The organism is Rhodococcus sp. LB1, from assembly GCF_001583455.1.
Taxonomy (GTDB): Bacteria; Actinomycetota; Actinomycetes; order Mycobacteriales; family Mycobacteriaceae; genus Rhodococcus_F; species Rhodococcus_F opacus.
Map to the genome: position 1 here is coordinate 26,243 of NZ_LTCZ01000132.1, position 12,227 is coordinate 38,469.

Below are 12,227 nucleotides of genomic sequence, written 5' to 3' on the forward strand. Positions count from 1 at the left end.
GTCGGCCCCGAAGGGACCCACCCCTCCTCACACCTCGCGCCTTAGGGGTGTTCGAACCAGATACATTGTGCGCAAGCTCGTATCGGCGTCCGCGATGATTATCGCGGCCATCACATTGGCCTTTGTGTCCATGCATCTCGCTCCCGGCGACCCGGTGAGTGTTGTAACGGGAGACGCGAGCAATCCCGAGCTGCGCGCAACGATCGAGGCTGACTGGGGTCTCGACAAGCCACTCATTGCGCAGTATTGGGCCTATCTCACCAACGTCCTACACGGCGACTTCGGACGCTCGTACGTTCGCGGCGAGGACGTTTCGGAAATTCTGTTCGGCACGAGGTTGAGCGCTACAGCCCAGTTGGCCGGCGCTGCTCTGATCTTTGCTCTCCTGATCACGCTTGCTTTGGCGATGACGACCGCGGGCCGCGCAGGATTCGTGCCCAAGTTGGTGCAGACCTCGGAACTGACGTTGGCGTCCATGCCGTACTTTTGGTTGGGCCTGATCTTGATCTCGGTATTCGCCTTCAATCTGCGGGTTCTTCCAGTTACCGCCGGAAACGAGATCCAACGCCTGATCATGCCCGCATTCACTCTCGCCCTCCCAACCGCCGCCGTGCTCTCTCAGGTCCTTCGCGAGGGAATGGAACGCTCACTCGAACAACCGTATTCACTGACAGCCCGAGCGCGAGGAATAGGCCCCGCAAGATTGAAATCTCGCCATGCACTCAGGCACTCTCTGATTCCGGCGACCACTCTTGCGGGCTGGATCGTCAGTGGCCTGCTTACTGGAACGGTCGTTGTCGAAGAGGTGTTCGGCCGTCCCGGGATCGGCCGCGCGACTGTCGAAGCCGTCATGTTTCAGGACATTCCCGTTGTTCTCGGAGTCGCGATCTTGTCCTCGGCGGTCTATATCGTGGTCACCGTCTTGGTCGATATCAGCTATCTGTGGATCGATCCGCGACTCAAGGACCGTGTGCGATGAGTCTGTTGTCACGAACCCGGATCCCCACAGTAGGGGCGCAGTGGGGGCTCTGGTTGGCGACAAGCTATCTGGCATTGGCCGCGATCGCAGTCGTGGCGCCTACGCTTCTCGCCCCCAGCGATCCGCTCGAGACGGCACTCGCCGCGGCCCATCAACAGCCTGGGTGGCAACATCTTTTCGGTACCGACCGGCTCGGGCGCGACGTGCTTGTTCGCGTCGTTCACGGGGCACAGTATTCGCTCTTCATCGGGGGGGTCGCAACAGCTGTGGCGGTGGCTGTCGGCATCGTTCTCGGTTCGGCTGCAGGCACCGGAAATCGGATCATCGACGAAGTAGTGACACGGGTTTTCGATCTTCTGGGTTCGTTCCCAGAAATCTTGTTCGCTCTCGTGCTCATCGCATTTACCGGTCCGGGCACGTGGAATCTGATCCTCGCGATCGGACTTTCGGCTGCTCCACGGTACGGCCGGGTCGTTCGGGCCGAGATCCTCGCGGTCCGCGAATCCGAGTTCGTCGCGCAGGCACGTTTGAATACCACATCGAAATTCGCCCTGACCGTGAAACACATCGTTCCTAATGCTCTTGTCACACTTCCGGTGCTCGCGACTCTGGGTCTCGGAACGAGCATTCTCGGCACAGCCACGCTCAGCTTTCTCGGGTTCGGCACACAACCGCCGTTGCCGGAATGGGGATCGATGCTGTCGGAGTCGCGTGATGACCTTCGACTGGCCTGGTGGACAGTGTTCTTTCCGGGCCTAGCTATCACAGCGACTGTCATTGCCACCACAGTGGTAGGTCGTCACCTGCAACACCGATTCGAGAGAAGATCCATCCAATGAGCGCCTCTCCCCTAATTCGCGTGGAGAACCTCCGAGTGAGCTTCGATACGAGCTCCTCACCGACTGGTACAACCGAAGTCATTCATGGAGTAAGTTTTTCCTTGCACCAAGGAGAAATCCTCGCCGTTGTCGGCGAATCCGGCTCCGGGAAGTCCGTCACCGCGCGCAGCCTCCTCGGTCTCTCGGGAATCGGTGCACGAGTGACAGCGGATCGGTTCGAGTTGTTCGACGAGGACGCCACCAAAAGCTGCGAACGCTTCTGGCGGCAGATTCGGGGGAACCGAATCGGCCTCATACTGCAGGACGCACTGACTGCACTGGATCCTTTGCGCACGATAGGAAGTGAGATCGACGAGGCGCTCACTGCACACGGACCGCGGGCTTCGCGGCGCGCACGAGTTGACCAGGTGGAAACACTGCTGCGCTCTGTGGGCATCAGCGACCCACACCTCAAACGTAGGCAGCACTCGCACCAGCTCTCGGGAGGTCAACGACAGCGTGCGCTGATTGCCTCTGCTCTAGCAGCGCAGCCTGAGGTACTCGTGGCAGACGAACCGACCACCGCTCTGGATGTGACCGTGCAAAAGCGGATCCTCGATCTGCTGGCAGAGAAGGTTCGTGACGGGCGCAGCATGATTCTGGTCAGCCACGATCTTGCCGTGGTGTCCTCGATCGCCGACCGCATCATCGTGATGCGCGAGGGTCGCATCGTCGAAGAGGGCTTCGCACGCGAGGTGATTGATCAACCCAAGCATCCGTACACTCGAGCATTGATCGAGTCGATTCCCAGCCGTTCGACCAAGGGTTCCCTTCTACGGGGAGGTAACGCGCCGATACGAGCGCGTTCTTCCTCGGCATCCGAGAGCCCAGGCACGATGCTGCGTGTTGCGTCTATCTCGAAGACTTATCGTGCACGTAAGTCGACGGTTCGTGCAGTTGGTGACGTGTCCTTCGATCTGGCCCGTGGTCAGATTCTCGGTGTGGTCGGTGAATCGGGGTCCGGGAAGTCGACTATCGCACGAATAGTCGCAGGACTGGAGGATGCCGATTCGGGAAGTATCGAGTTCGACGGTGTTCAACTTCGCGACCGCCGCGAACTGCTAGGCCAAATTCAGCTGATTGCCCAGGACTCACTCGGTTCGTTCGACCCGTGGTACACCGTGCGTGAGATCATCGCCGAAAGCGCCGCGTTAGTCTCTGACACGAGTCGTGAAAAGAACGTGCTGGTCGAACAACTGCTCGATGAGGTTCATCTTCCAGCCGGGACGGCCGATCGGCATCCACGCACATTGTCCGGTGGTCAGCGCCAGCGGGTCAATATCGCCCGGGCACTGGGCTCACGTCCGAAGTTGGTGGTGTGCGATGAGCCTGTCTCTGCGCTGGATGTATCGGTGCAGGCGCAGATCTTGGACCTCATTGCCGAGATTCGGGTCGCACACGACACGTCTTTTCTCTTCATCTCCCACGATCTGGGCGTCGTACACCATTTGTGCGACGACGTCCTCGTACTCGAGGGCGGCGCAATCGTCGAGCATGGCGAGGCGGACACGGTATTCACCAACCCTCGACACCCGTACACGAAGCAGTTGCTCGACTCCCTGCCCCAACTCGTCTGAATCAACCCTCTGACCACACTCCGAAGATCTAGCGAAAGCCACACCATGACAAAGCGGGTACGAAAACTCCTCGCGATCGGCGTCACCGCCGCCACCATCCTCGGGCTCGCCGCCTGCACTGCCGACCCGGAACCCGGCTCGGGAAGCGGCGCGCCCACGTCGCAACCGCAACCCGGCGGAACCTTCACCCTTGCGCTCAGCTCCTATCCTCAGCGTGGGCTCAATCCGCACTACGGCGCCTCGTTCGACGCATCGCAGGTGCTGCGAAACGTGTACGACAGTTTGGTCTCCGCGGACGAGAACGAGCAGTTTCATCCCTGGCTTGCCACAGCGTGGACAATCTCGCGTGACGGGCTCGTCTACGATTTCCAATTGCGCCAGGACGTCACTTTTCAAGACGGTGAAAGGTTCGATGCTCACGCCGTCAAAGCCAACATCGACCTTGCCCGCAATCCGGAGTACCCGGGGTACTCCGACGTGGGCGTACTGAACTACTCCAGTGTGAACAGCGTGGAGGTCGTCGACCCTTACCACGTCCGGATCGCTCTCAACACTCCCCGCGCCGACTTTCTCTCGACACTGTCGGGGATCGGCGGTGCGATTGTCTCGCCGAGATCGCTGTCCAACAGGGACTCGTGGGCGAGCGGAGAAGGTTTCGTGGGCACCGGCCCATTCAAGCTGGATAAGGCTGTTCCCGGGCAGGAGTTGGATTTTCGGAAGAATCCCGACTACAACTGGCCGCCGGCCACCGCGAGTCATCAAGGGCCCGCGTATGTCGATGAACTCGTCGTCAAGTACATTCCAGAGGCCTCGACCCGCGCCGGCCTACTCGAAAGCGGCGAGGTAGACGCGATCGGCACGGTCAAGGCCGAGGATATCGGGCTTTTTCAGGGAATCTCCGGTTATCAGTACGAACAAAAGGGCTCCAGCGGATCACCCAAGCTTCTGTATCTGAATGTCACAAATGGACCCACCACGGACAAGCGGGTCCGGCAGGCACTCACAACAGGTGTCGACCTGAATTCCGTGATTCAGAACGTTACACGAGGCACCCAGGACCGGGCGTGGAGCATAATTTCGCCCCAAAGTCGGTACTTCGATGGAAAGTACCAAGGCTCGAATTCCGTGAACATCGTCCGCGCGAACACCTTGCTGGACGAAGCGGGCTGGCGGGATCGCGACAGCGACAACTATCGTGTTAATTCCGCGGGCGATCGTTTGACGATTCGCGTCCTGGCGAGTGTGCCGGGGTACCCGGAAGACGACTTTCTCAAGGCGTGGCAAGCAGAATTGCGGCAAAATCTCGGCGTCGAAGTTGAGTTGAAATATGTCGAGAACGCGCTCGTGTACGACCTGTTGGCCCAGAATCAGTACGAAGCCTTTCCTCGGCAAGTTGGAGGACTCGACCTATCTCTGCAGTTGAACCGCGGATTTGGATCGGTCACCCCCGACATCAAATACGGTCAAGTCGACGGAATTACGCTCGGATCGGTAGTTGCCGGCTCGAAACTCGCCGACAAACAGGTTGACGAATGGCTCTTGAACGCAACGAAGGCCACCGACCAGGACGCACGAAAGCAATGGTTTGACAAAATCGCTCAGTATGTCCACGACAACGCGGTCGCCATTCCCCTCTACACAGACCGAAACAGTGCCGCGGCCACCGCCAACGTCCACGGGTTGCACACCCTGTTCGATGCACCTCGCAACGTTGTGAACGGATGGTCATACGACATCGCTGTCGACCGCTGACTCGAAGACAGATTTTGTGACATCGCCGGTTTCCAGAAGATAAATCAGACGCGTCTATATCCCAGACAGTACGGTCGCGCGTCTAAATTGTGAAGTTTCTTGATCATCGCCTCCAGCCCATCCGTGCGCAAGTAGCTTTCAGATCGGAATACAACCCGGCAATTTCTACCTTACGACCTCAACCCCACCCGCGATAATGCAACGCACTTTTAATCAACGCTGAGTCGGGACATTATTTATCAGCCTGCGACCGACGAATTTCGGACTGCCTTGTGCTGCGACCACCACTGCAGCCATTCATTGGAGAGGTCATCCGCTTGTCCACTGGATGACGTCGATATCCATGAATTCTGCCCCCGAAGTACGAATGGAAGAATCATGACGATAAACGAGAAGTTTCCACCTAGAAAAAACTTCAAATGGGCGAACTATCCAGGGAAGGTTGGTGCCGGAATAGCCGAGTCTGATTTCGGAACCGCCCCTGCAGTTGCGCAGGCACTGCATTCAGCCATCGACGATGGATATACCGGATACACGCCAGATCATGTCTATAGAGACCATTTGTCGGCCTATGCCGATTTCCTCAGGGAAAGGTACGAGTGGAAAGTTGACGAATTCGCGATTCGACTCGCCGATGACGTGCAGAGCGCCTACGAAGCGGTGATTCGCCACTTCACGCGCCATGGATCGTATGTGATAGTGCCGACTCCGGCTTACGCTCCATTCACTCGAATTCCGGAGCGTCTAGGCAGGAATGTCGTTGAAGTCCCGATGCTCCGACGGGAGAGTCAGTACAGTCTCGACCTGGACGCAATCTCTCAAGCATTCGAAAGAGGCGGCGAACTTCTAGTCCTCTGCAACCCCCACAACCCCACTGGGACCGTTCTTGGAACTGACCAGCTGCTCGCCTTGTCCGAGGTAATTTCACATTACAACGGAACTGTCTTCGCAGACGAGGTGTGGGCACCAATCGTCTACAGTGGAAAACACGTACCGTACGCTTCGGTGTCCGATACTACTGAGGCTCACACGATTACGGCTTCCTCACCGTCGAAGGGCTGGAACTTGTCGGGACTCAAATGCGCACAGATCGTTCTCTCCAATCCCAGAGACCAAAAACGTTGGGATGATCTGGCACTATTTCCGCCATCGGCGAACAGCACACTGGGAGTAATTGGAGCAACCGCCGCCTACGGTTCAGGTGCGGAATGGCTTGACGACACCGTTGCGAGGCTGGCAGTCAACCGAAACCTGCTTGCCCGCCTCCTCGAAGACCGCCTGCCGGGTGTATGGCCGACCACACCGCCAGCGACCTATCTTGCGTGGCTCGACTTCACCGGATGGGGCCGAGGATCCTCCCCTGGAGCCGCGCTGGATGAACGAGCAAAGGTGATCGTCAATCACGGCGAAGATTATGGCGTCGACTGGCGCGAGTTCGTTCGATTCAACTACGCAATGTGCGAAATCCGCCTATCGCAAGCGGTCGACTCCATCGCTACAGCATTCGGGCGCTGACGTGTTTGAGCACGCTCCTTGGTGGGGCAAGGGGTCCTACGTAGACCTGCAACCTCCCTCTTCACAAGATTTTCCCCTATCTGACGATAGTGAACTCGACCCCGACACGCCTGTAGGATGTCAAGCTCCTGGCCAATCTGCTGGGCTTCGCCCATACCACTGCGGAGATATTTCGCCAAGCAGGAACTGGACACGCGCAGGACGCCATCGCCTGGCAGGCGCGGGTGTGGGCACGCTCCACCGACACTTCCCGACCTCGGAGGCCCTCATCGACGCCGCCTACAGGCATCGACTCGCCCGCATGCGTGAGGAGGCAACCGAACCTTCATCCGCACGGCCGCCGAGGCCATCCGGATATGGATGAAACATGGAACACCCTGAATCGCGCGGTCATCGCCTCCGGTGTCGACCCATCTGCTGACAATGCGCACTTCTCACCGACGCCGGCGCCATTCTCCTCAACCCGGCACCAGGGATAGCCCGCGAACCGACGTCACCGTCGATGACGTCGTCCTCTTCTTGTAGACGCGCTGACCAGGGATTTGACTGCGAGCTGACCCAGACCGCCGAACGCACGCGGAGGACACTCCTGTCCATTCATCGAGCGGCGCTGTCACTCGTGAGTCTCTGGACGCAACGACGCGCACCGAGCACCGTGGATGAGCCGGTGGGTCTCGGCCACCACCCACATCCCCGATCCTCAACCCCGGTGTAAATCTGCCCGCCTCGACGGTCTTTCGCTAGGAGTTCTATGTCGGGCCGGCGTGGCACACCTGTCGCTTCGCTGCGATCGTGGCCAGGGCTCTACGGTCAGTTGCGCTGAGCGTGTCGAGCACCAGTCGTCACACTGACGCGCATGCGTGGGCGTTGCCGCGACGACCACCCATCGTCGTCCTAGTTTTGGCCTAGCGGCCCTCTGCCATGACACGTCTTTCATTACGATGGCAGACAAACTGCGTGGATTGGGAGGCGTCAGAGTGGGCGAAGCGAAAGACCAGCCAGCTGTGGAACAGCTCGAGTTAGGAGCGGTGTTCGCGGCTCTTGCGGACCCACATCGGCGATCGATTGTCGAGGACCTTCTTCGGGAACCGGATGGGGCTCGGCGCAAGTGCTCAAGCTTCGGGGTGGGGGTCTCCCGGTCGACGATGACCCACCAATTCAAGGTCCTCCGTGAGTCGGGCCTGATCACTCAGTTCGACTACCGCAACCGAGCCGAGGTGATGCTGCGTCGAGCAGATCTCGACGCACGTTTTCCAGGGCTGCTTGATCTTGTAGCAGCTGGTAGCAAACGGCGAGCGTCCGCTCCGGAAGACGCCTCGGCTCGCGGCTAGCTTCTGTGGTGTGTCGACGCCAGCGACCCGTTTAGGGCTCTCGGAGGGAGTCCTAAACGGCAGCAGAGTAGGAAAGCCAGATTGCACAGCCCAAAGCTCACATCAGTCGCGAGAAGCAGGTTGTGTCCATGAAGATTGTGTACGGACCGGATTCGGATCTGACCGGCGTGTCGTAGCCCCAGTGAACGCGGCGTGACTCAGACCGACCATGGTCACTCGAGAAAGCACCACGCGATGACCAGTGCCCACGACTTCGAGGATCGCCCGGTAGCCCTCGGCGTTGACCCCGGCCGCGACCAGTGCGTGCATGTTGACCACCCCGCCCGTTCTCCCGGACCTTGAGCACCAAGGGCGTCGGCGGCGACGAATTGCGTGGCCGGCATCCAGGGTCGGCTGCGGAACGCCTCCACCTTCGCGTCGAGGTCATCGGCCATCACGGCCACCTTGGATTTCGACAGGCTGAGGATGCCGAGGGACTCGACGACCTTCTCCATCCGTCGGGGTCGAGATACCGAGCAGGTCGCAGGTGGCCACCACCGAGGTCAGGGCACGTTCGGCACGCTTGCGGCGCTGCAGCAACCGAGCACGGCGAACTGTGGGTATGGCCGCCGTGGTTCTCGTCCGAGAGCAGTCGATCGCGGTACAGCCCAAAAGTAAACTCTCGATCCGCGGCACCCCGCTGTTCGGTAACCTCCCAAATACAGGACGTGGCGGGGCACGGTGCGACGTTTCTTCCATCTCGACACGACAGATGCGAGCAGCTCGGTGAGGGCGGCCAGGGCCACCCGTCCCGGCCTGAAGAACTAGCCCCCCCGGGATGCGGGGCATCGTCCGTCGTGAACGGCCGCATCCCGGTGGGCCCATGCGCGGGCAGCCCTGATCGTGGGCACAACGGCCTCGACGTCGCAGCGAGGGCGGTGATCAGTCGTGACACTGTCGGGTCGGAGGCGCCGGCCCAAACAGCTCCGGCTGGGCGCGCTGCGGATCCTCGCCGTCGCAGGACGAGCCATCCGCACGGGCCGGAAGCAACTACTCCGACTTCCAGAGGCTCGCCCCTACAACCACCGCATCGATACCGCCTGGACCACGCTCCGCATCGCCCCCACCGACCACCCACGGAGAACTGGCGAAGCAGCGCCGGTGAGCTCCCGCACGCCATGCCCGAAGGACCTCGCTACCGGCCATCTATTCGAAGGTCAGTGCGCAAGACGAAGATCGAGACTAGGCCGGGACAAATGGCGGGAACACGACGAATGGTCGAAGCCCGCCCGCTACCCGGCCTCGACTGCCCCCCCTTGTGGCCAGACGACAGGCAGCACTGCCGAACCCACCCAGGAGGTGACAGCCGCGGCACTGCCCGCATAACGGCCGAACGAGAATCAGGCGGCAGTTCATACACGATGCCCTGAGAGATGATCCTTGGGGTCAATCGCTTGAGTCACAGCCTGTGTTCGTCATTTCGAATCATAGGGCTGGCGACTTCCACGTTGGAACGATGATGCGTCGAGGCCCGGGTCTCAGCTCGTGAGCTCAATATAAGTGCGCCAGCGCAGTGTCGGCGTCGAATCCGGCGAAGTCGTCGAGCGCACCGTCACGCAGTCGGCTGACCCAACCAGGATCGGCAAGCAACGCCCGACCGATGGCGACGATATCGAATTCGCCCGCATCGAATTGGTCGAGCAGCCGACAAACCGGGGCCGGGGAGATCCGCTTTGCCTCGCCGAGCGAGAACCCGAACTCGGTGTCCAGACCCACCGAGCCTACTGCGATGACCGGCAGCCCGGTCAGCTTCTTGGCCCAGCCCGCCATACCCAGCCGTGGATCGTCATCGGGAAAAGCAGGCTGATAGTGGCGACGAGTGGACGGGTGCAGCACATCGACCCCGGCCTCGATCAAGGGGGTGAGCAATTTCTCGAGATCGATTGGTGAGGACGCTAATTGGGCGTCATAGCGGTTGATCTTCCATTGCGAGAACCGGAAGATAATCGGGAAACCCGAACCGACAGCCTCCCGCACCGCAGCCACCACCTCGGCAGGAAACCGGGTACGTGCAGTGAGTGTTCCGCCGTAGCCGTCGGTGCGGCGATTAGTGTTCCCCCAGAGGAATTGGTCGAGCAAATAGCCGTGACCGCCGTGCACCTCAACGGCGTCGAATCCGGCGTCACGCGCGTTGCGGGCGGCCTTCGCATACACGTCGGCGAGCGCACCGAGCTCGTCGATGCGCAACGCCCGCCCGACCTGGTTACCTGCAACGTCGATACCCGATGGGCTGACCGCCTCCTGTCCTTCCCTCCCACCGTCGAGGACGTCTCGCTGCGAGCCCTCGTGCCACAGTTGAGCCGCGATAGCGCCGCCCTCGGCATGCACGGCATCGGTCACCGCGCGCCAACTCCGCAATACCTCGGCCCCATCGATAAGCGGAACGCTGTCCGGCCCAGCCGCCGGATGCGGGATGCGCACGCCCTCAGTGATGATCAGCGCGGTTCCACCTGCGGCCCGGCGGGCGTAGTAGGCGGCCACGTCCGGGCCCGGCACACCGTCTGGGGACGCGAACCTAGTCATCGGGGCCATTGCGAACCGGTTCGGCAGTGTCAGCGTGCCCACGCTCACCGGCGTGAACAAGGATTGCAGCCGCTTGTCGTCAATCACTTCCACCCTCAATCCCTCACCCTAGACAGCGCGTCAATATCCTGTTTCACTCGGGCCTCTTTCTCCGGATGGACGCGTGGGACGGCGCCAACCCAGGTAAGCGTGAGATCCATCTCGATCGTCCCTATCTCTGCATCGGGTGCCCCGCCGAAAGCTGCGGCCACCCGTTCTTCTGATACTGCACACTTCCGCGGAGCCTTAGTGAATGGTGTTCAAACCTTGAACGGCTCAAGTCCGCCCCGGCGAGGAGGAACTGCGCCGCGGGCGTCACCGCCTCGGCCAATTCCGGAGTATTGCCCGCGCTGCTGGCGCCGCGAGAGCGGCCAAGGACACCGAGCCCGGGATGACGGCGGGTTTTCGATCCACTGTGCTCTCGGCGAGAACCGCGCCAGCGGTCGACTGGGCATACGGGCGTCGAACACGGATGGCATGGCGCCGTGCCACAGAAGCGCCAGGTCGACTCCTGTCGGCGGCGGCGACCATGCCCGCTTCAGTGCGCCCACCTTGAGGCCCATGCCCGCCCTTGTCGGTCGGCACTGCCAGACCGTCGTCGGCAGGGCTCCGAGTCCGAATCGCTGGGCCAACCCCAACGCCGGAACCAACCCGGCCAAGGCAAGAAGATTGCGGTCTTCGAACGCCGGACGGTCACCGGGTGGGCCGGGATAGTGCACCTCAGAGACGCTCCCCGTTCTGGGATGGACCGGACCTTAGACAAGCCCAATCCTCCTGAAACGTAAGGCCATCTCGCCGTCACGACCCACCCCGTACCCTCTGGTCGGGTCGCCCGGGGGGAATCGCACCCCGGGCTCCCACAGATCCCGGCGTGACAAGTGTCCCGTCACCGGGCTCTTGTCATTCTGGTCACCAGACAGACGAGACGGATGGAGCCCATTTCCCAAAGTGCGAACATGCGGGGACACCGTGCGGTGATCCCCTGCCAGCACTCGAGGTTGCGTCCATGACGATGGTGTAAGAGCCGGATCAGGACGTCACCGGCGTGTCGTAGCCGGAAAGTAGGCGGTCATCGCGTGATTCTTCGAGAGAGCTACCAACTCGACTCGACGAAAGAGCACGCGATGACCACTGCCCACGATATCAGCCCCGACCTGCTGCGCAGCCTGCTGTCCACGTTCATCGACGCGCTGATGGGCGCCGAGGCCGACAGCCTGTGCGGCGCCGGTTTCGGAGAGCGCTCGGAGAACCGCACCAACTCCCGGAACGGCTACCGCCACCGGGACTTCGACACCCGCGCCGGAACCCTCGACATCGCGATCCCCAAGCTGCGTCAGGGCTCGTGCTTTCCGGACTGGTTACTGCAGCGCCGCAAGCGCGCCGAACGCGCCCTGACGTCGGTGGTGGCCACCTGCTACCTGCTCGGGGTCTCGACCCGACGGATGGAAAAACTGGTCGACTCGCTCGGTATCACCTCACTGTCGAAATCCCAGGTGTCGGTGATGGCGAAGGACCTCGACGCCCAGGTGGAGGCGTTCCGCAGCCGGCCGCTCGACGCCGGCCCGTACACGTTTGTCGCCGCCGACGCCCTCGT

7 protein-coding genes and 2 pseudogenes are annotated in these 12,227 nt (G+C 61.1%); 6 read left to right on the top strand and 3 right to left on the bottom strand.

All coding sequences use genetic code 11. From position 1 onward, the window contains the following. The first annotated feature begins 67 nt into the window (after nt 1-67). The 5 genes from AZG88_RS19570 (at nt 68) to AZG88_RS50130 (ending at nt 6,701) form a co-directional block, all read left to right on the top strand. Nucleotides 68-979, top strand: a complete 912-nt coding sequence (locus tag AZG88_RS19570; RefSeq protein WP_061698628.1) for an ABC transporter permease — start codon at nt 68-70, stop codon at nt 977-979. After that, nucleotides 976-1,818, top strand: a complete 843-nt coding sequence (locus tag AZG88_RS19575) for an ABC transporter permease (RefSeq protein ID WP_061698629.1) — start codon at nt 976-978, stop codon at nt 1,816-1,818. The genes AZG88_RS19570 and AZG88_RS19575 overlap by 4 nt, the downstream gene beginning before the upstream one ends. Before the next feature lie 35 nt (nt 1,819-1,853). Then, on the top strand, nt 1,854-3,434 hold the full coding sequence (locus AZG88_RS19580; RefSeq protein ID WP_331712279.1) for an ABC transporter ATP-binding protein: 1,581 nt from the start codon (nt 1,854-1,856) through the stop codon (nt 3,432-3,434). A 45-nt stretch (nt 3,435-3,479) separates the two neighbouring features. Then, nucleotides 3,480-5,186: an ABC transporter substrate-binding protein gene (locus AZG88_RS19585; RefSeq protein WP_061698631.1), complete on the top strand. Its 1,707-nt coding sequence runs from the start codon at nt 3,480-3,482 to the stop codon at nt 5,184-5,186. Nucleotides 5,187-5,564: 378 nt separating this feature from the next. After that, nucleotides 5,565-6,701: a MalY/PatB family protein gene (locus AZG88_RS50130; protein WP_082833387.1), complete on the top strand. Its 1,137-nt coding sequence runs from the start codon at nt 5,565-5,567 to the stop codon at nt 6,699-6,701. A gap of 1,580 nt (nt 6,702-8,281) precedes the next feature. Here AZG88_RS50130 and AZG88_RS19590 read toward each other — a convergent pair. The 3 genes and pseudogenes from AZG88_RS19590 to AZG88_RS53830 form a co-directional block, all read right to left on the bottom strand. Beyond that, nucleotides 8,282-8,638: pseudogene (locus tag AZG88_RS19590) on the bottom strand (transposase); the annotation flags it as partial. A 924-nt stretch (nt 8,639-9,562) separates the two neighbouring features. Continuing rightward, the gene (locus AZG88_RS19595; RefSeq protein WP_269455045.1) at nt 9,563-10,687 is read right to left on the bottom strand and encodes an oxidoreductase; all 1,125 of its coding nucleotides are present in this window, start codon (nt 10,685-10,687) and stop codon (nt 9,563-9,565) included. A 372-nt stretch (nt 10,688-11,059) separates the two neighbouring features. After that, nucleotides 11,060-11,334, bottom strand: a pseudogene (locus tag AZG88_RS53830) (IS1380 family transposase); the annotation flags it as partial. A gap of 423 nt (nt 11,335-11,757) precedes the next feature. On the opposite strand from AZG88_RS53830, the gene AZG88_RS19600 reads away from it, so the two are divergent. Continuing rightward, nucleotides 11,758-12,227, top strand: a 470-nt coding sequence (locus AZG88_RS19600; protein WP_197487872.1) for a transposase, incomplete at its 3' end; no start/stop codon positions are given.